This window comes from Methylobacillus pratensis (assembly GCF_054072455.1).
The window spans coordinates 443247-462617 of the sequence record NZ_JBSUSR010000002.1; the positions used below are offsets into that span (position 1 = coordinate 443247).

A 19371-nucleotide genomic window follows, 5' to 3' on the forward strand; every position below is an offset into this window, starting at 1 on the left:
GCTATCGCTTCTCCTTGATGAACTTGGCGGTGGCGGGAGATAGCCGCTCGATATCGAAGGCCTGGTGATACACCTCGCCGCTCTTGCTTTCCACCGTCAGCCAGATCTGGTCTTCCAGCGTGGCAGCGGGAGGAATGTAAATGGCCACTTCCCTCGTCCACCTTGCGCCCTGGAACGCCAGGCCTGCGGCACGCAGGGAGCGGGGCTTGCGTATCTTCAGGTAGGCCGCGCGGATTTCGCTATCGCAGGCTTCGCAGAAGCGCAGATGAAACTCCTTGACCGGCGTCTTGCCGGCAAAGAACTCCGGACCGTCCTGGCTTTCTTCGGCGATCACGAACGTCCAGGGACCGATCTTGCCGTGGATGGCATCCTCGCGCAGCACGGCCTGCTCCGACATTTTCCAGGCATTAAACACCACCCATGACGGCACTGCAAGCAACGCGAGGACCAGCAAGGCCCGCAACGGCAAGGACAGGACTGTATCCTGCAGTTGCGGCAGCGGCTTTTCCTTGCGCGGCGCATGCTTCGGCTGTAGAGGCCACCATGGCAGCATGAACGCGATCAACACGCCCACCACGCTCAGCCAGCCCAGCAGCACGACCGGGCCGATATTCCAGTGCCATCCCGCCACGCCGCATGCCAATGCGATTGCCAGCAGGCTCCAGCCCAGCCAGTAGACCCATTTGCGCTGGCCAGCGCTCAATTCTCTTCCGGTCAGCTCCCTGCCGTGCTTCTCCATACTGGCGGCCAGCGCGGCAAAGCCTGCCAGGGCGAACAGCAGCACCGCGACATGGTATGCGGTCATGCGGCACCTCCCGGCATCAATAGCCAGCAAGCCAGCGAAATCACGGCCAGGGGAACCAGCAGGCCGATCCAGGCCCGCGTCGCGCTACGCGCATGAAACACCCAGATGACGATGCCCGCATAGACGGCAAAGCTCAACATGGTGGAAGCCAGCACGGCCTCGGCCCTGGAGACCGGCAGCAACAGCGCGAACAATATGGATACCGCGGATGCCAGGGCATAGCCAGCGACGACCGCGGCCACTATGCGCGAGGCGACCGCCAGGCGGTAACGTGCCGTTTCGCTCATACCTTGCCCTCCTGCTTGAGCCATCTCTTCTTGAGCTTATAGGCGATATAGGCGAAGGCGGCGGCAAACGCCAGCATGGTCAGGTCGAAGCCTGCCAGTACCCAATCGCCATGGGGCAGGGTCACACCCAGGTGCTTGTCGGTGGTGAGGAAATTCAGCACCGGGATCAGGCCGAACGCTGCCACGGCGATATATAGGCTTTCCAGCCAGGAGCGCTTGAGCGGGCGCAGGCCGGCGTAGATGAACATCCAGCCCCAAGCGGCAAACAGGCAATGCATTTCCCATTCTCCGCGGTCCGCCATTTCTATCGGCAGCAGGCGGTTGGCCCAGAAGTAGGCGGCCACAGCCACCGGCAGGCCGACGATGGTGCCGACGTTGAGCACTTCCACCAGACGGTGGCCGAAGCCCGGCGTGCCGCCGTGCTTGCCAAGGTAGTTGTTGCGGCGCTTCACCGTCCACAATACGAGGCCGGTGCCTATCATCGCGCAGCCGAGCACGCCGGAGAGGAAATACAGCCAGCGCAGCCACCAGCCGGCGAAATGCCCTTCGTGCAAGGCCAGCATCACGTTGCGCGTCAGCATGGAGGCGTTGGTCTCATTGTCGAATTCCACCGGCTCGCCCGTCACCGCGCTGAAGCGCAATTTGGGCGGAAAGCCACGGTTGAGCGTGGTGGAGTAATCGCCGATGATTTCCACATACGGGCCTTCGACGGCCGGGTGGCGCAACATCACCGTGGCGACCGGCACCTTGCCCCAAGCCGCCTGGGCCGTCGCGACCATGTCCTCCACGGAAGCGGCAGGGCGCTTCACCGGTTCGAAGACCTTATCTACCGGGTCGCGCTTGAACAGTTCGTCGTACAGCTGGCGCAATTGCTTTTCCGAGGAGCCGTACAAGGTGTCCTTCACGGTCGGCATGTACTGGAATGCGAAGAACACCAGCCCGCTGTAGGTGATCATGAGGAAGAACGGCAATGCCATGACGCTCACCAGGTTGTGCGCATCCAGCCAGCTACGCTGGCCCTTGCCTGGGCGGAAGGTGAAAAAGTCCTTGAAAATCTTCTTGTGCGTAATCACGCCGCTGATGATCGCCAGCAGCATGAACATGGTGCACGCGCCGACAATGCGGAACGCGACGTCGTAATCGATGTAATGCAATGCGTAGTGCATTTCATACAGCTCCCAGCCGCCGCCGGTCTCCCGGCCTTCCACAGGCTGGTCCGGGACGCCGGTCACCGGGTCGAAATTCTCGTTGCCGCGTCGCCCGCGCTCCAGCCCCGGACGTGGCATGTCTTCCCAGGAGATGCCGGCTTCACGATCCGTGCGCTCGGCCAGCCCGCGATGCGGCAAGGTGATGCTCCACATCTTGGCGTCGGGCGCCACCTGCTCGAGCCGGTCCAGGCCCAGCTTCAGCACCTGGGCGGACGGTACCTCGACCACTTTCTTGGGCAGGGGCAGCTCCGGCTGCATCCAACGCGTAATTTCGGCGTTCACATAGCCCGTCGTCCCGGTGACGAATACGAAAAACAACACCCAGCCGACCAATAGGCCCACCCAGGTGTGCAGCCAGGCCATGCTCTGGCGAAAACCTTCTTTCACGACAAATCCTTGCTCGGTTCAATCAAAAGGCGGATAGGGCCGCTATCCGCCTTGCATATTCATTGAGGCAGCCCATCATGCGGATGGGCCAATATTTCGAAATATTACCCTCTTATTAGTAATGACACTTGAGAATGCAAAAAGGACACCCCAAACCCAAAATTTTTTGTCTGGCCAGCAATAAAAGCGAATAGGCCGCACAGAGGCGGCCTGCATGATGGGGATACCAATCCTATTGACGCATAGTAACAGCTTAGAACCGGTAGCGTGCCGTCAGCAACACGCTCCTGGGAGTGCCGAATACATTGCCCCCGGTGCCCCAGCCTATGGTCTGGTAATAATACTTGTCGAACAAGTTATTAATATTCAGACGGAATTCCGTCCTTTCGTTCAAGGTGTAGCTGCCATTCAGCCCCACAATCGCGTAGGCAGATTGCTGGATGCGCGGGTCGTCGTTCGCCTTGATGCTGTTCTGCGCATACACACTGCCGCCGACGCGCCAGCGTGAAAGTTCGCCCGGCAGACGGTAGTTCGTCATCAGCTTGAACTGGTGGCGCGGCAAATTGCTGTTGTACAGCCTGCCGATATTGTCGGGATCGTCATCCTTGGTATATTTGGCCGCCACATAGGTATAGCCGGTCATGACCTGTAAGTTTGGCGTCAGCGCACCGCTGACTTCCAGCTCTACCCCTTTGCTTTCCACCTCGCCGGAAGCGCGCTGGCAATATCCTCCGGTGCTGCCGGGGCAAGGGTTGGGGCCGCTCAAGTCATTGACGGCGCGGTTCTGCTGCTTGACAATAAAGGTAGCCAGGTTGGCATGCAGCCTGCCGCCAAAGTATTCCCCTTTCACGCCGGCCTCGTAATTGGTGCCTGTGATCGGCTCAAGCAGGTTGCCGCTCTTATCCACGCTGCTTTGCGGCTCGAAAATCTCGGTCCAGCTGGCATAGACCGAATGTGCCTCATTCACGTCGTAAATAATGCCGGCATAAGGCGTGATCTCTCGCGTTACCTTATATTCGGAGTGAGTCAGGTGATTCTGGTTTTCATACCAATTGGAACGCAAGCCTAAAATGACTTTCAAGGGATCGGCAATATTCAAGCGTGTCGCGGCATAAACGCCTTTCTGCCGGGTCGTGGTATCGATCTTCCACAACGACATATTAATGCCCGGCTCAACAACGCTGGATGAACTCCAGTTGTAGGGGTCGACCACCGGGCCGGAGGTAGACCAGCTATAAGATGCCCAGCCGCCCCAGTTCTTGTTGTCATACTGGCGGTAATTGGCGCCCAACATCACTTCATGGCTGCGCCCGAACAAGGTAAATGGGCCATTGAGCGAGGCATCGTAGCTATCCTGCTTGTTATCTAGCCGGTAGCTTTGGCTGTTTTGGTAGAGCACGCCGCTGTTCCGGCTCAGCCCTGAAAACATCATGTCCTGCTCCGGGCGCTTCCAGACGGCAGCCGCCTTGAGTTGCCAGTCATTGGCAAACTTGTGCGTCAAGTCAGCGAATATGGTGACGTCCGTTTGTTTCCAATAGTCGAAATCGTTGGCAAGGTTGGTGGAGCGCTTGAGCCCGGAAAGAAAACTGCCGTCCGCATTGGTAGGCTGGCCGGGAATCAAGCCGTCGTTATCTACCCTGCGATAATGTATTCCCAACGCAGCGACCGTGGTATCGCCCAGGTCTGCTTCCAAAATGCCATAAAACTGCTGGTTGCGCCCATGCGCAGCATCGTAGAAATAATCGTTATCCTGTGCCGTGACCACGGTACGTCCACGCAGGGTGCCTGCGGCATTCAGCGGGCCGCTCGCATCCAGTACCGCGCGGAAATTATTCCAGCTTCCCACACTCAAGGTCACGCTGGATTGCGCTTCCGCCGTCGGCCGCTTGCGCACGAGATTGAGCGCTGCCGATGGCGTGCCGGCACCGGTGGTCAGGCCTGTAGCCCCGCGCACGACCTCCACACGGTCGTAGATATCCAGGGCGTCGTTATCGGCATTGAACGTACCGTTCGCCCCCGTGCTGGTTGGCAAGCCATCCAGCAACAAGTTGGAAATCTGGAAACCCCGCGAGAAGAAGCCGCCTGAATCCCCTGTGTAATAGCCTTTCTGCACGATCAAGCCGGTGATGTTCTGTACGGCGTCGTCCAAGGTGATCAGGCCTTGGTCCTCGATCTGCTGGCGCGTCAGCACGCTCACCGATTGCGGTGTTTCTCTGGAGGATAGGTTCATCTTGGTCGCAGTGCTCATACTTTTTGTGGTGTACGAACCTGTGCCTTCCGTCACTGCATCCACTACGGCGCTGGCTTTGACGCTGACTTCCGGCAAGGTGTCTTCTGCCGATTTCTGCAATGGGCTGGTCGTGACCGCCTTTAAGGTAAAGCGTCCGGGCTGCACCTCGACTGCCTGCAAGCCGCTGCCTTGCAGCAGCGCGTCAACCCCCCGCTTGACGCTGTAATTGCCTTTCAGGCCCTTGGTCGCAAGATGCCTGGCCTGCTCCGCCTCGAACGACAGCACCACGCCCGCCTCCCCGGCAAAGCGGCTCAATGCGCCATCCAGCGCTCCGGCCGGGATGTCGTAGGGGCGCGCAGTCTCGCTTTCTGCCGCAATGGCGGGCGACACGAGCGCCCCCAAGGGCAATGTGCCCAGGCTGAAGGCGGTCGCCAGCATGGCGCCCAGTATGTTGCGTTGCAATGGATGGTGGTGGATGGCTTTGGATGGCCGTTTCATTTCGTCTCCCTTGTTCACTTCGTTTCCCTGGAATGAATCGCTTCATGGGATTGGTCGGACGAAATCAGGAAAGGGACAATGCAAATGGAAACTTTTACGTTTTACCCGGCATCGCTCATGTGGTGGAACGCAAGGTCACCCAATAACGCGTGAAATAGTCGATCCGCACACGTGGCAGTGCGGTCTGGATGGCTTCCAGCGCCACATTGGTATCATCCAGCGGGAAAGCGCCTGAAATCCTGTGCTCCGCAAGCTGCGGATCACAACGCAAGGCGCCGCGGCGATAGCGGCCCAGCTCGGCCACCAGGTCTTCCAGGCGCCAATCGCTGACCACCAGCATGCCGCGCCGCCAGCTTGCCTCGTTGCCGGCCAGCGCGAGCAACGCTCCGGATGCATGACCGTCAATCGTGGCCTGCCTTCCCGCAGGCACGATATAGGCCTGGCCTGTATGAGCAGGCGCGACCTCGACCGCATGCTGCATCACGCCGAGCCAGGTGGCCCCCGCAAGCTGCCTGACGGCGAATTGCGTCCCCAATGCCCGCAGGCTCGCCTGCGCGGTCTTGACGATCAACGGCCGGCCCTGCGTTCCGGCGCCATGGCCGGTCTCGATGTAGATTTCGCCCTTGATCAAGTGCAGCATGCGCGCATGCTGGTCGAAGACGACATTCACCGCGCTATCGGTATTGAGGGTCAGGCGGGTGCCATCCGCCAGCATCCATTCGCGGCGTTCTCCCGTGGCCGTGCTGTAATCAGCCAGTACGGCCTGCCATGGTTGCGTGCGCCAGCCTTGCCAAGCCAATGGGACGGCGACTGCCACCATGCCAAGGCCCTTGAGCAGGCTACGTCTGCGGGCCCGCATTTCCTCGGTGCCGGAATCCAGCACGTTGCGCGTGACGAGCCCGGGCGCCGCCGACATTTGCTGCTGCAAATGTTCCACGCGCGACCATGCCCATTGATGCTCCCAACCTTGGTCCAGCCAGCGCTGCCAGGCCTGCTTTTCTTCCGCGCCAGCCTCGCCGGAGCATAATTGGCTATACCAGGCCGCCGCCTCGCGGATGACACGCCGCGCGGTCTGCGGGTCGGGTACCGTGGTATTGCTCATGACAGGGAAAACAACAGGCAGTGCTCGATCGCGCGCGCCATGTATTTCTTGATCGAACTGACAGAGAGGTTCATGCGCTCGGCAATTTCCTGATAGGTGAGGCCGTCCAATTGCGACATCAGGAAAGCCTGCCTCGGCTTTTCTCCCAGCGCATCAAGCATGGCATCGATCTCGCACAGGGTCTCGATGACGATGGTGCGCTCCTCCACGGAAATCTGCACCGGCTCGGGCATGCCTGCAATCGCTTCCAGGTAGGCGCGCTCCAGCGCGCTGCGGCGGAAGTAGTCCACCATGACCCGCCGCGCCACCGTGGCAAGATAGACGCGCGGCTCCAGTATCTGGCTCGCATTGCGCGCGGCAATCACCCGCATGAACGTGTCCTGCGCCAAGTCCGCCGCGCTATCGCTGCAATGCAGCTGCCGCCTCAGCCATGACCGCAGCCAGCGATGGTGGCCGGTATAAAGCGACTCCACGTCTTGCTGTAACGCAGCGTCATGGATATTCGGGTGTAGGGTGGGAGTGGACATGCGCTGGACCGGCACGAAATTCGCAAATAAGAACTATTATATTCTGCGTTGCGGTCATCTCGAGAATAATTTTATTGATACGCGCATGAACCGCTTACCATTGGGCTACTGATAAAAAAGCCCCTTTCCATATTAAGAAAGGGGCTTTTTGTCATGGGTATTGCAAAAGGCAGGCCTAAACTGAGAGGCTACCCTCGAGTCAATAATTTTCAGAACTTATAGCGTGCGGTTAGCATTACGTTACGCGGATCGCCGAAGAAATTGCTATCCGAGAATGATCCAATCACGGAGTAATATTTACGGTCAAACAGGTTATTCACATTCAAGCTGATATCCAGTTGCTTGCTAGCTGAATAGGTGCCGTAAAGCCCGACAATAGCGTAACCTCCTTGCCTGACGCCCCAAGGACTTTCAATCTCGCTTTGGACATGCGCCGAACCGCCTATCTTCCAACGGTTCAACCCGCCCGGCAACCGGTATGTGGTGGCAAGCTTGAATAGCTGGCGGGGAATATTGGTCGCATAGCGCTTGCCCATGGTGTAGGTGCCGATAGGATCATAATCTGAAGCTTCCGACTGGCGTTTGGCCGAGGCATACGTGTAACTGGCAGCCACCTGCCAATCAGGCGTCAGTGCGCCGTTCAGTTCAAACTCGATCCCCCGGCTGCGTACCTCGCCAGCGGATTGGTAACAACTTGTCAGACCTGCCGCACATTGAGATACAGGCACAGCATCAGGCAGGTTTTCCAGATCAATCTGGAAAATGGCGGCACTGGCATTCAAGCGGCCGCCAAAATATTCGCCCTTGATACCTGCCTCGTAGTTGTTGCCGGTTTGCGGGTCGAGCAAACTACCGCCCGCAGTATAGTAGCTTTGAGGTTCGAAAATACGTGTCCAACTGGCATAGACTGAGTGTTGCGTATTCAGGTCATAAATAATGCCCAAGTAAGGTGTGAACTCATTGCTGACCTTAAAGTCTGAAGTACCGTAGACAGCGCCAGCCCATCGATTTTCCAGTGTTTGCTTATACCAATTCAGGCGTGCGCCAGCAATTACGGTCAGTGGGTCAAACACCTTGAAACGACCTGTCGAGTAAATGCCTGTCTGCTCAGTTTCAGCATCGCGGCCATATAGGCTCCAGTCGCCGGTGAGAGACGGCTTGGGAACCGAGCGTGGGTTCCAGTTCAGCGGATTGAAAGTCACGGCAGTGAAGTCGGTCGGGGCGCCCTCGTCATTCCAGGTGCTTCTGCGCTTGCTCGCACCAATGACGAGCTCGTGCGTACGGCCCCAAAGGTCGATGGGGCCGGAAGCATAAGCGTCTATGCTGAATTGATCGCGGTCATAGCGGTAGGCTGTGCCGGCACCGTACAACGTGAATGATGGGTTGCCCCCGGCATCCACGTTGGCATCTCCCAGGAATGTGCCTAGCATATCCATCTTGCTTGCAATGGAGGTCGCCGCCACCTTGGCTTTCCAGTCGTTGCCGAAGCGATGCTCGATATCAGCAAATATGGTGGTGCTTTCCTTATCCCAATATGACCAGCTCGGACTCATGCGTGTTGAACGGGAAATAGGCAAAAAACTGCCGTTCGGATAGGTGCCGATACCGTTCCAATCCGTACCGGGATTGTCTTCTTTACTGTAGGAGAGGCCCAGCGTTGCTGTGGTGGCAGGGGTGAGATCGGCTTCGAGGATGCCATATACCAATGTACGCTTGTTCTGGTAGTCATCAATAAACGACTTTTTATCCTGGTAACTGATCACGGTACGGCCACGCAGTGTTCCTGCTTCGTTGAGCGGCCCGGCAACATCAAGCGAACCCAGGTAATTATCCCAGCTCCCGGCACTTGCAGTGACAGAACCCTGAAACTCCTTGGTCGGGCGCTTGCGCAAGAGGTTAATCGAACCGCCAGGCGTGCCTGCACCCTCCATCAGCCCGGCAGCGCCCCGCATCACTTCCACCCGGTCATACATGGACATCGCGCCGGTAGACAATGCCGCCTCTTCGTATTGAATGGGCAGGCCATCCACCATGAGATTGTTGATCTGGAAGCCGCGAGAAGTGAAGCGATACCGCTCTCCGCCCCACTTGGTCACCGTCAATCCAGGCACTACTTGAACCACATCGCTCAATGATTGAAGCGCCTGGTCTTCAATCCGCTGCCGGGTCACCACGGTGACCGACTGCGGCGTTTCCCTGGGAGAAAGGTTGAACTTGGTCGCAGAATTCATGCTGCGCGTAGTGTATGAGCCTGTCCCTTCAGTGACAGCAGCCTTTTCCGCTTTTGCCCGCACCGCCACCTCGGGCAGCACATCCGCTTTCTCCGAGACATTGGCGACCGGCACGGCTTTCAGCGTAAATCCGCCATCGGCGGCAGGAGACACCTGCAATCCGGTATCGCGCAGCAAAGCATCAAATCCTTGCTTGGCGGTATAGCTACCTTGGAGGCCGCTACTGTTCTTGCCGGCGGTCAGCGCCGGGTCGAACGAAAGCACGACGCCGGCAGCCTGGGCAAAATTGTTGAGCACGCCAGTCAGTGAACCGGCTGAAATATCGTAGGTATGGCGGTTTTCCGCCTGGCTGCCGGTATAGGCCTGTACCGATTGCGGCAGGTAAACAAGCGTGGCGGATGAAAATGCCAGCAGCATGCGCACGGCAACGGCCAGCGGCTTCTGCTTGAGATGGAATGACTGCATGAAAATAAGACTCCCTGAATGTTGTATTCACTATCGATGACGCACCAGACAGGGAGAGGGACAGTGAACCGCGAATATTTTTACTTGGCGGGCGTGATGACGGTCAGCCAGGGCGTGTATTGCGTCATGACAACGGGGGTCGTATCCCCGAGCACCTTAAGGGTATGGGTTGTGTCGTCGAGCGCGAATACGCCGGACACATGGACGTTGCCAACCGCTTCTTCGTTGAAGTAGAGATGCCCGCGATGGTAGCGCTGCAATTCCTTCAGCAACAGCGGCAGCGGCATGTCGTCCGCCACCAGCTTGAAGCGCGTCCAGGCGGTTTCCGCCTGGACGTCGGCCTGGGCCTTGGTGAGCGCCAGGCCGCGTTGCAAGCGGGCCGACTCGCCAGGCTGCAGGGTCACGCACTCTGACTGCAGGCCGCAGGCCTCGACGCTGGACTCGATCACCGTGACCTGCGTCACTTTCTTCTGCCGCCTGACGGCATATTGCGTACCCAGCGCCCGCGCGGTGCCTTCGGCGGTTTCGACGATGAACGGCCGCTGCTTGTCCTTGGCTACTTCCACGAGGATCTTGCCTTGCAACAGTTCTATCCGGCGCTGTCCGTGGCTGAAATCCACGTTCACCGCGCTATGGGTATCGAGCGTCACCCGGCTGCTGTCCGCCAACCGGATCACGCGCTGCTCGCCGATGCCGGTGTTGTAATCCGCCCGCATGACCCGGGCGGGCTGCGTCTGCGCTGCCAAGCCGACCGCCACGGTGATCACCAGCAGCGACAGTATTCTGGTAGCCGTTTTCGTGCGCTTGCTGCGACGCGGCTTGAGCACGGCATTCAATGCGGCCTTGCCCGGCGCATCCTGCGCTTCTTCGAAGCTGGACCATAGCTTTTCCATGCGCGCATATGCCTCCGCATGTGTCGCATCCACCTGGCGCCATTGCTCGAATTCCACACGCTCGGCCTCGGTGGCTTCGCCGGAATGCACCTGCGCATGCCATTTGGCGGCTTGCTCGATGATGCCGGGAGCAATGTGGGAGGCAGGGCTTCGCATGCGGTCACGCATCCGCGCCATAGGCGATATTGTGGCAATGCACCATGGCGAGGGCGATGTATTGCTTGACCATGCTGCTGGACACCCCGAGCACGATGCCGATTTCAGGGTAGGTAAGATTCTCGAGGCGGCTCAGCATGAAAGCCTGGCGCGGCTTTTCGGGCATGCTTTCCAGCATGCCGGCAATCAGGGTCAGGGTCTCGATGACTTCGAGATGCTGCTCGGGCGCGACGGAATGGGTTCCCTCGCATGCCAGCGACCATGCCTCGATGTAGGCTTGCTCCACCTTCTGCCGCCTGGCCTGGTCTATCAGCAGGCGCGTAGCGGTGGTAGTGAGGTAGGCGCGAGGCGTTTTCAGGTCCGCGAGATCGACGCGGGACACCGACAATAGGCGGCAAAACGTCTCCTGCGCCAAGTCTGCCGCCTGGTGATGGCACCCCAGCTTGTGCCGCAACCAATTTTGCAGCCAGCCTTGGTGATCAAGGTACAAGGTACGCAGAATCTCGGTGTGGGAAGGAGTGTTTGCCGAAGACATGGCAGCAGGAACCACAGTCAATGAATGGAAATGGTTCTCATTTTATTATTTTATGCCTGAGTTAAGCAATAAAAAACCGCTTCCCGGGCTGCGGCCTGGAAAGCGGTCGATACGATGAAGAACGGTTAGAAAGTATATCTGGCGGTCACCCTGGCGCTCCTGGGCTCGCCATAGCTTTCCCAGGCCCAGTTGGCACTGTTGGATATGCCGCGGTAATAGGTCTTGTCCAGCAAGTTGTTGATATTGAGCTGGAAATCAAGGTTCTTGGTTGCCTTGTAGCCCACGATCACATCCACCAGGGTATAGGCTTTCTGCTCGACATCATGGGTAGTGCCGGATTGTTCCGCCGTTGCATACATAGGGCTTTGGCGATACAAGTTAGCACCCACTCTCCAATTCTCCCAATCGCCGAGGAAGCGGTAGACAGTGGTCAGCTTGAACATATGCTCGGGCAGCAGCGTATTGAAACGGTCACCCTTGTCATAAGTGTTGTCCTTGATGTATTCGGTGTTGGTATAGGTATAGCCGGCCCCGATTTGCCAATTGGGCCGCAATGCGCCTTGCAGCTCCATATCCACGCCCCGGCTGCGCACTTCGCCCGATGCTTCCGAACAGCTCGTGCCCACCTGACACTCGCTGACATCCCTAACTGCGCGAGAGCGATTCTTCTGGTTCACCTGGAACAAGGCAATGCTGGCATTCAACGCGCCGTCCAGGTATTCGCCCTTGAGCCCGAGTTCATAATTCTCGCCGTCAATCGGACGGATCACGTTGCCATCCCGCCCAATGCTGCTTTGCGGGCTGAAAATATCCGTGAAGCTGGCATACAGCGAGTGCTGGTCGTTGATATCGTATATCAGCCCCGCATACCGCGTGACGTTGCGCACCACCTTGTAATCCGAGGTATTACGGTAGTTGTCGTAGTCGTACCAATCCAACCGGCCGCCCAGTATCAGCTTCCACTGCTCGGCCAGGTTGAGGCGCGTCGTCACGTAGGCCGCATCCTGTTGCGTGCGCGTATGGCCGGTGCTGGTGTAGGGCAGGTTGGGCTGGAGCAGTGCGCGCCTGCTCCAATTGTAGATATCCGTATTGCTGCCGATATACGTCGTTCCGTAATTTTTCGGGCTGGAATCGAACTGGTTGCGATTGGCGCCGAACACCAGCTCGTGTTGCCGCCCGAGCAATTCATACTTGCCGTTCACGACCACGTCATAGCTGGATGCCTTGTTTTCCTGCTCTCCGCGCCATGTCATGAGGTCGCGATTGATATTGCCGCCAGTCACCGTGCTGCGCATGAAGGTACCAAGGCCGTCGATATGGCTCCACATATATGTGGTATTGAACTTCAGCTTCCAGTCGTCATTGAAGCGGTGCTCGACAATGGCGAAAATGCTCTTGGTTTCCTGGTCCAGGTATTCCCAGCTATTCGTCAGTGTTGCAGAGCGCTTGAGGTTGACGTGGCTGCCATCCGGGTTGATGGGGAGCCCGCCCCACCAGGCCCCATTTGTTCCGTCCTTCTGCGTATAGGCGCCCACGGTCAGCGTGGTCTTCTCGGAGAGATCGGCCTCGCCGATTGCGTAAAACAGATGATTGTCGTAGCTCTGCCCGTCGCGGAAACTTCCCGCCTCCTGCACGGAAGCCACCACGCGCCCGCGCAACGAAGCCGCCTCATTCAAGGCGCCGCCCAGATCAAGAATGCTGCCGTAGCTATCCCAGCTTCCTGCGTAGGCAGTCAAGGAGCCCTGAAATTCGCTAGTCGGCCTTTTACGCACCAGGTTGATCGCGGCCGAAGGATTGCCAGCCCCCTGCATGAGCCCGGTCGCGCCGCGCACCACTTCCACCCGGTCGAACATCGCCAGGTTGGCCTGCGCGCTCGGAATGTAGGACGACCATGGCACCAGCGCCCCGTCGTACATGATATTGCTGATCCCGAACCCTCGCGCTTCGAAATTGGGTCGCCCAGGGCCATCGGCGTTACTGAGGAAAATGCCTGGCGTGCTTTTGACCACGTCGTTGATATTCAGCATGCCCTGGTCATCCATGCGCTGGCGCGTGACTACCGTGACAGACTGGGGCGTCTCCCGCATGGACAGGGGCAGGCGGGTGGCTGTGCTCATGGCCTGCGTGGTGTAGGAGCCGCTGCCTTCCGTTACCGCCTCGAAGGCCGCCGCCTTCACGGCAACTTCCGGCAAGGCGTTTTCCTGCACTGCGCTATTGAGCTGTGCGCTCGCACGGATGACGAAGCTGCCCGCTTCATTGGCGACCACCTGCAGGCCGGTTCCTATTAATGCCTGTTCTATGGCCTGGCGCGGGGTGTAATTTCCTCGCACCGCACTGCCGCGCTTGCCTTCAACCAGCTTGGGCTCGGCGACAATATTCTGGCCGCTGGCAGCGGCAATCTGGCTCAATACATCCGCCAAGCTCGCCGCTGCAATGTTGTACTGCACGGCTGCAGCTTGTGCGGCTGGTTCTGCCGCAAATGCCGGCGCAAGCGGAGAGATTGAGGCAATAGCCAGTGCCAGTAGGCAAGGCCGGAAAACTGTGGACTGCATTGAGTTGCTCCCTGAGTGTTATCGAAGGCTTCTATTTCCTTGTCCAACAATCCCGGGAAAACCCCTCAATTTTTTCTGAACATTTTTCTAGGCACTGCAACGAACTCAGCAAAGTAATTCTTGCTAGGCGCTATGGTTCAGGTAGAACAAATAGGGCAACAACGACGAAAGGATTTTGTCAGCGGCGCTAGGCCAGGTCGATCATGGTCAGCAAGTTGCCGTAACGCCGGACGCTGATCGGCAGAATGGACTGCAATGCATGCATGACCTGCCAGACGTCATCCAGCTGGAACATGCCGAATACGCGCAAGCCCGCAGCGCGCGGCGACAGCCTGATCCAGCCTGCATGGTAGGCGCGCAGGCTCTCCACCACATCCTCCAGGCTCTGGTCGCGCACATCCAGCATGCCGTGCTCCCACGCCATGCTGGCCTTCACATTGGCCGGCTTCAGCGTCAGGGTATGCTGATCGAACCAGGCAGCGACGGCTTCACCGGAGGTCAATACCGCTTCGCGGTGATGCAGCGGCGCGACCACCAGCGATTGCTGCTGCACCATGGCATAACTTTGCCCGCCCGAGATCCCCGCCAGCATGCGGCACCCGCCGTTAGCATGCACCACGCCATGCACGGTGCGCAGCAGCAAAGGCCGCAAGGCGTCCGGCGCCACATCGACGATGCAGGCGCCCCGGTGCAAGGTGAGCACGCGTTGCTTCTCGGAAAAGTCAATGTCGAGCGCGGAGCGCGCATTGAGCTGCACCCGGGTGCCATCGGCGAGGGCAATATCCTTGCGCTCGCCGGTAGGCGTGACATGGTCCGACGTGATGTGGGTGAGGGGAGTGACCCGGTTGGTCAGGTATGCCGTGCCCAAGCCGAGCGCGACGACGGCAGCGCCGCCTTTCAGGAAGTGGCGGCGCTCTGCGGAAACATGCTTGCCCGCCAACGCCTGGCGCACCGCATTCGCATGTCCCGCCTGCCGGTTCGTTAGGTGCTGGACCTGCTCGAACCCAGACATGCTCTGGGCAAGCTGCTGCCATGCTGCCTGATGATGGGTGTCGGCATCCAGCCATGACTGGAATTGCGTGCTCACCTCGTCGCTCACTGCGCCCGAACTCAGCTTGACCAGCCAGTCGACGGCAGCCTCGATCGCTTCATGGGACAAGGCTTGCTGGCTCATAGCCTGCCCTCGAGACGCGCCAGGTGGCAATGCATGATGGCCTGCTTCATGTAGCGCTCGATCGTCGCGACAGAGAGATTCATTTCCTGCGCGATCGCCACATAGGTCAAGCCTTCCAGGCGGTTGAGCAGGAATGCCTGCTTCACTTTTCCTGGCAGGCCTTCAAGCTGGCGGTCGATGATGAGGATGGCTTCCCTGAGCAAGGCATATTCTTCCTGGGAAAGGCCGAGCTCTTCCGGCATCTGCGCCAGGGCGTCGAGATAGGCCTGTTCCAGCTCGCGCCGCCGCCAGAAGTTATACAGTTCGCGCTTCGCGACCACCGTGAGGAAGGCACGGGGCTCGCGTACGTCTTCCAGCTGCGACGCCTTAAACAGCCGCACGAACGCTTCCTGGGCCAAATCATCGGCATGCGCGGCGCCCTCAAGCTTGCGTTTCAGCCAACCGACCAGCCAGCCATGATGATTGCGATACCATTCGGCTAACAAGTGGTGCCGAGATGCTGAATTGTTAGCCATGACGTGCCGACCCAGTATCATAAAAAGAAGGCCAGCAGGAACTGCTAGCCTTGTGAGAGTACATTATTGGCGGAGAAAGTTAGAGTGCCAAGAATGTATGATGCCTATCATGGTTTAAATGAAAATCATTGTCAACAACATTTGCAATAGGGGTTTAGCGGATTATAGCCATCTGTCATCAAACCGTCATGAAGATACAACTCAACTATCACACAAGCAGGCTAGGATAGGTCGCGTAGCTTGGTCATATCATCCATTCCCCCCGAAGATTGCGATTATCCCTGGCTACCGCCCTGACTTGTCAGGGCTTTTATCTTAAAGGCAGGCAAAAAAACGGCAACCTCTCGAGGTTGCCGTTTTTACTTCAAACTTCAGCTTTTAGCTTAGGCTTGCTGCTTGCGACGTGCGGCAAAGCCTACGAAGGCCAGGCCAGCCAGCAACAGGGCATATTCGGAAGGCTCTGGAACTGCCGCTACCACTTGGTCGAGCTGGAATGCGAAGGAATTGGCATGCGCTTCTGTGGAGAATGTCACCTTGATTGCATCAATGCCGGTCACGCTGCTCAGATCCCAGGAGAAATACTTGTAAGCGTCTGCTTGAGCATTGTTATCGACCAAGGCAGCCAGGTAATCGACGCCGTCAATGGTGTAGCTCAGGGAAACGTCATACAGGCCCTTGCCGGTGCCGCCTGCTGCGCTATGGCTTTGGAACACGACGGAAGTCAGGCTGTCTGCTACCGTGAAATCTGTCAGCGTGAAGGTGGAGAAAGCGCCTTGCCATTCATACAAGCCCCCGCCCGCAGGGTATGCAGTGCCCGCAATACGGGTAAATACGGCATCGCCAGAACCCGCGACGTTGGCATTGTAGCCAGCTACGATTTGAGCTGCAGTCACTGTTGAGCTCACGAGGCTGTTCCAGCCATTGAACTCGGCAGAATCCGCAACATCGACAAACGGCGCTGCGGTGTCGTTCGCCTGGGCGACAGAGGCCATCATGGTGACTGCCAGTGCGGCTGAACCTACTAGATGCTTGATCATATTGAATTCCCCTTAGTGTGGCAGCGACTATGAGCGTACTGCCATGAGTTAATTAGGAACAATAATGATAAGTCTTATCATTTATTTATGTCAATTAAAACTCATACTTGCAATTTATATAACTGAACATCCTCTGCCCGATGGCTGCCTTCCGGGCCTCACAGGGCAGAAGATTCTTCAGAATTTGAGGTGCATGCGTTAGAAATTGCCACGCACAGTCAGCATGACGCTTTGCGGTTCGGCATATTGGCTGCGCAAGGCATCGGTGTAATAGCGCGTATCGAAAATATTGTTGATGTTCAACGCGGCAATCCAATGCTCATCAATCCGGTAACTCGCATATGCATTCCAGACGGAGTATCCATGCTGGTTGCGCGTCACGGTTCCAGCCGGTCCGTAGGGATCGACATACGATAATTTGCTTTGCAACGTGAACCCACCTCCCACAGTGAACCTATCCCACTCGCCAGGCAGCTTGTAGGTAGCCCACGTTCGCAGCAAATGCCGGGGATTATGATCGCCCATCAAGCGGTTACCCTCATCCAAGGTGGGCGCGCCAGTTGCGCTTCTGTCCTTGAGATATTTCGCGGCGTTGAATGTGTAACCTGCGGAAAGCTGGAGATCAGGCAAGACTTCCCCGTTGACCTCAGCTTCAACCCCTTCGCTCCTGACCTTGCCGCCATTGATCGAACATCCGCCGCCTACAGGGGAGGCCGGGCAATTGGTGGGAAATCTGGGATCGGTCATGGCGCGGTTGTCCTGGTCGATCCGGAACAAGGCTAATGAAGTATTCAGCTTGCCGCCATAGAACTCGCCCTTGACGCCGGCTTCGTAATTAGTGCCCATGGCCGGCTCCAACGGGTTGCCAGCCGCCGTGTAGGAAGAACTTTGCGGCAAGAAGATATCCGTATAACTGCCGTAAGCAGACCAAGTGTCATTGATGCGCCAGATCAAGGCTGCATACGGCGTGACTTCGCGCGTCTGTTTATAGGAGGTATTGCTGGAATTTTCGAACTCATACCAACTGACGCGCCCGCCCAGAATCAGCTTGAGTGAATCCACCAATTGCAACCGCACATTGCCATACAGGCCCTGCGTGGTGGACTCCTGGTTGGAAGCCGGGCCATAAGCCCCGCGGTACAGCCTCGGCAAGCTGGATAAATCCAGGTCATAAATATTGGCGCTTACATTGGGGCTATAAGGTGCGAGATAACTCCGCGATGAAAGCGTCTTGTCTTCCTGCCAATTGGCCCCTAGGAACATTTCGTGCTCTTGTCCCCAACCGGTGAATTTGCCGTTCAACTGAATGTCGGCCACATTCTTTTCGATCTTGTTTTCAGAAAAATTCATTCGGCTAAAGGATATGATCCCTGTCTGCGGATCGACATACGACGACCTTTGCATCGCGGCATCAGTGCGTGTGACGCGCTGGTGTGTGGCGCTGATCTTGAGTTTCCAGTCATCATTGAAGTGATGCGTCACATCGCCAAATATCTCTTTCACTTCACTTTCGTAGCTGGTCCAGCCCGGCCCTAACGATGTGGAGCGGGAAAGCTTCATGTCAGAGCCATCGCTGGACAAAGGCAAGCCCCCGACCCAGCGCCCGCCGTTCTGTTTATGGTCCTGGTAACGCACACCCACTGCCGCCACCGTATTGGCGCCAAGATCCGCTTCAAGAATGCCGTAGAGCAAAGGCAGCTTGGTCTTGGCTTCGTCATAGAAATAATGCCTGTCTTCATACCCGGCCACCAACCTGCCGCGTAGGGTGCCAGCGTCATTGAGCGCGCCGGTGACGTCCCCATCCAGTCGGTAGTAATCCCAGCTTCCCGCGCGCGCTGTCACCTGGGCCCGCTTCTCAGCCAAGGGGCGTTTGCGCACCATGTTCACCGTACCACCTGGATCGCCATTGCCAACCAGGAGGCCCGGGGCACCACGCAGCACCTCGATACGATCCAGCATCGCCGTATCCGGCGCTACCCCCATACCGCCATAATCCCCCATGGGCACACCATCCGCCATGAAATTGCTGATGGCAAAACCACGGGAATAATAAACAGAGTGGCCGAAGTTGCGGAATTGACGGGTCACGCCTGTGGTCTGCATCAATACGCTATCCAATGTCGTCAGGTTCTGGTCATCCATGCGCTGGCGCGTGACCACGCTGACGGATTGCGGCGTTTCACGCAGGGATTGCTCGCCCTTCCCAATCGTGACGGCGCGCGCCGCGTAGGAGCGCGTGCCTTCGCTGATGGCCTTGGATTCACGGTCATGGCCGGCAACGACACTGACTTCCGGCAGGGTAGCACTCGGCTTATCAGTAGCGCCCTGCAATGCCGCCGCCTTGCGCAGCTTCCAGTTGCCGCTGTCATCGACGACAGCCTCAAGGCCGCTTCCGTTCAGCAAGCGGTTAAAACCTTCCTTGACGCCATAACTGCCCTGCAAACCCTGGCTCTGCAAGCCTGCCGTCAATGCTGGGTTAAGTGAAAGATTGATGCCGCTGACCCCGGCGAAGGCAGCCAATGCCTTATCAAGGGGGCCTGCCAGAATATGGTATGTCTGCCTGCTATCGATAGCCGATGGCTCGGCCGCATATGCGCTCGTGTGGCCGACAGCAACAGCCATCATCATGAACGCCAATTGCAAAGCCACGACACTGCTTTTACGCCGCAGTGCCGGGCTGTGATTACCCTGTTGCATAGAAATTATCCTGTTCATTGGTTTTTGATCGTTACATTCCCAATGTCAGGCGAGATCAGAAAAGGGGACAAA

14 protein-coding genes are annotated in these 19371 nt (G+C 57.9%); all 14 read right to left on the bottom strand.

Annotation, left to right across the window (positions count from 1 at the left end; translation table 11 throughout):
• Position 1: 1 nt before the first annotated feature.
• Positions 2 to 805: a DUF3325 domain-containing protein gene (locus ACW4YW_RS06705; protein ID WP_457136868.1), complete on the bottom strand. Its 804-nt coding sequence runs from the start codon at positions 803 to 805 to the stop codon at positions 2 to 4.
• Positions 802 to 1092 carry a DUF3649 domain-containing protein gene (locus tag ACW4YW_RS06710; RefSeq protein WP_457136869.1) on the bottom strand — a complete coding sequence of 97 codons (291 nt, stop codon included), beginning with the start codon at positions 1090 to 1092 and terminating at the stop codon, positions 802 to 804. Before ACW4YW_RS06710 ends, ACW4YW_RS06705 begins: the two co-directional genes overlap by 4 nt.
• The gene (locus ACW4YW_RS06715) at positions 1089 to 2687 is read right to left on the bottom strand and encodes a PepSY-associated TM helix domain-containing protein (RefSeq protein WP_457136870.1); all 1599 of its coding nucleotides are present in this window, start codon (positions 2685 to 2687) and stop codon (positions 1089 to 1091) included. The genes ACW4YW_RS06710 and ACW4YW_RS06715 overlap by 4 nt, the downstream gene beginning before the upstream one ends.
• 253 nt (positions 2688 to 2940) lie before the next feature.
• A complete protein-coding gene (locus ACW4YW_RS06720; RefSeq protein WP_457136871.1) occupies positions 2941 to 5415 on the bottom strand; it encodes a TonB-dependent siderophore receptor in 2475 nt (824 codons plus the stop codon).
• 115 nt (positions 5416 to 5530) lie between these two features.
• On the bottom strand, positions 5531 to 6517 hold the full coding sequence (locus ACW4YW_RS06725) for a FecR domain-containing protein (protein ID WP_457136872.1): 987 nt from the start codon (positions 6515 to 6517) through the stop codon (positions 5531 to 5533).
• Positions 6514 to 7044: a sigma-70 family RNA polymerase sigma factor gene (locus tag ACW4YW_RS06730; RefSeq protein ID WP_457136873.1), complete on the bottom strand. Its 531-nt coding sequence runs from the start codon at positions 7042 to 7044 to the stop codon at positions 6514 to 6516. Before ACW4YW_RS06730 ends, ACW4YW_RS06725 begins: the two co-directional genes overlap by 4 nt.
• 209 nt (positions 7045 to 7253) lie before the next feature.
• Complete coding sequence (locus ACW4YW_RS06735) at positions 7254 to 9740, bottom strand: TonB-dependent siderophore receptor (RefSeq protein ID WP_457136874.1); 2487 nt, start codon at positions 9738 to 9740, stop codon at positions 7254 to 7256.
• A gap of 80 nt (positions 9741 to 9820) precedes the next feature.
• Entirely contained in the window at positions 9821 to 10789 is a 969-nt protein-coding gene (locus ACW4YW_RS06740) for a FecR family protein (protein ID WP_457136875.1), read from the bottom strand.
• A gap of 4 nt (positions 10790 to 10793) precedes the next feature.
• The gene (locus tag ACW4YW_RS06745) at positions 10794 to 11324 is read right to left on the bottom strand and encodes a sigma-70 family RNA polymerase sigma factor (protein ID WP_230348405.1); all 531 of its coding nucleotides are present in this window, start codon (positions 11322 to 11324) and stop codon (positions 10794 to 10796) included.
• A 125-nt stretch (positions 11325 to 11449) separates the two neighbouring features.
• Complete coding sequence (locus tag ACW4YW_RS06750; RefSeq protein ID WP_457136876.1) at positions 11450 to 13876, bottom strand: TonB-dependent siderophore receptor; 2427 nt, start codon at positions 13874 to 13876, stop codon at positions 11450 to 11452.
• 187 nt (positions 13877 to 14063) lie between these two features.
• Positions 14064 to 15050 (bottom strand): FecR family protein, encoded by a 987-nt coding sequence (locus ACW4YW_RS06755; RefSeq protein ID WP_457136877.1) that lies wholly within the window; start codon positions 15048 to 15050, stop codon positions 14064 to 14066.
• Positions 15047 to 15565: a sigma-70 family RNA polymerase sigma factor gene (locus ACW4YW_RS06760; RefSeq protein WP_457136878.1), complete on the bottom strand. Its 519-nt coding sequence runs from the start codon at positions 15563 to 15565 to the stop codon at positions 15047 to 15049. The genes ACW4YW_RS06755 and ACW4YW_RS06760 overlap by 4 nt, the downstream gene beginning before the upstream one ends.
• Positions 15566 to 15948: 383 nt before the next feature.
• Positions 15949 to 16602 carry a PEP-CTERM sorting domain-containing protein gene (locus ACW4YW_RS06765; RefSeq protein WP_457136879.1) on the bottom strand — a complete coding sequence of 218 codons (654 nt, stop codon included), beginning with the start codon at positions 16600 to 16602 and terminating at the stop codon, positions 15949 to 15951.
• 198 nt (positions 16603 to 16800) lie between these two features.
• Positions 16801 to 19299: a TonB-dependent siderophore receptor gene (locus ACW4YW_RS06770; RefSeq protein ID WP_457136880.1), complete on the bottom strand. Its 2499-nt coding sequence runs from the start codon at positions 19297 to 19299 to the stop codon at positions 16801 to 16803.
• Positions 19300 to 19371 lie beyond the last annotated feature (72 nt).

Coding starts and splice junctions, on each gene's coding strand:
- ACW4YW_RS06705 (WP_457136868.1), bottom strand. CDS start 805: ATGACCGCATACCATGTCGCGGTGCTGCTGTTCGCCCTGGCAGGCTTT.
- ACW4YW_RS06710 (WP_457136869.1), bottom strand. CDS start 1,092: ATGAGCGAAACGGCACGTTACCGCCTGGCGGTCGCCTCGCGCATAGTG.
- ACW4YW_RS06720 (WP_457136871.1), bottom strand. CDS start 5,415: ATGAAACGGCCATCCAAAGCCATCCACCACCATCCATTGCAACGCAAC.
- ACW4YW_RS06725 (WP_457136872.1), bottom strand. CDS start 6,517: ATGAGCAATACCACGGTACCCGACCCGCAGACCGCGCGGCGTGTCATC.
- ACW4YW_RS06730 (WP_457136873.1), bottom strand. CDS start 7,044: ATGTCCACTCCCACCCTACACCCGAATATCCATGACGCTGCGTTACAG.
- ACW4YW_RS06735 (WP_457136874.1), bottom strand. CDS start 9,740: ATGCAGTCATTCCATCTCAAGCAGAAGCCGCTGGCCGTTGCCGTGCGC.
- ACW4YW_RS06740 (WP_457136875.1), bottom strand. CDS start 10,789: ATGCGAAGCCCTGCCTCCCACATTGCTCCCGGCATCATCGAGCAAGCC.
- ACW4YW_RS06745 (WP_230348405.1), bottom strand. CDS start 11,324: ATGTCTTCGGCAAACACTCCTTCCCACACCGAGATTCTGCGTACCTTG.
- ACW4YW_RS06750 (WP_457136876.1), bottom strand. CDS start 13,876: ATGCAGTCCACAGTTTTCCGGCCTTGCCTACTGGCACTGGCTATTGCC.
- ACW4YW_RS06755 (WP_457136877.1), bottom strand. CDS start 15,050: ATGAGCCAGCAAGCCTTGTCCCATGAAGCGATCGAGGCTGCCGTCGAC.
- ACW4YW_RS06760 (WP_457136878.1), bottom strand. CDS start 15,565: ATGGCTAACAATTCAGCATCTCGGCACCACTTGTTAGCCGAATGGTAT.
- ACW4YW_RS06765 (WP_457136879.1), bottom strand. CDS start 16,602: ATGATCAAGCATCTAGTAGGTTCAGCCGCACTGGCAGTCACCATGATG.
- ACW4YW_RS06770 (WP_457136880.1), bottom strand. CDS start 19,299: ATGCAACAGGGTAATCACAGCCCGGCACTGCGGCGTAAAAGCAGTGTC.